Raw genomic sequence first — 211 nt, 5'->3', positions numbered from 1 at the left:
ACCTGGGGAGGTCTCCAAAGCCACGAGTTGGCCTATTGGAGAAGTCAGCAGAAGTCATAGTACTTATGGGAAACGAGCTGTGAATAGAAACCACATAGGTCTCACAAGTAGGGAAGGACAGAACATTAAATTACGTTGGAATTCGACTAGGATGCAAAGCAAGCCTATTCTTAAACCAACAGGAGATTACAAATTATTAATTACCTATGAT

The 211-nt window shown here is 41.2% G+C and carries 1 protein-coding gene; it reads left to right on the top strand.

Translation table 11 applies throughout. From position 1 onward, the window contains the following. Positions 1-211: hypothetical protein (locus tag Q0820_RS16945; RefSeq protein ID WP_298489488.1), on the top strand; the 211-nt coding region annotated here is incomplete at both ends.

It is taken from the genome of uncultured Maribacter sp., assembly GCF_947495965.1.
GTDB lineage: Bacteria > Bacteroidota > Bacteroidia > Flavobacteriales > Flavobacteriaceae > Maribacter_B.
Note: the sequence above shows the minus strand (reverse complement) of the source record. Positions and strands in the feature narration are given on the sequence as shown.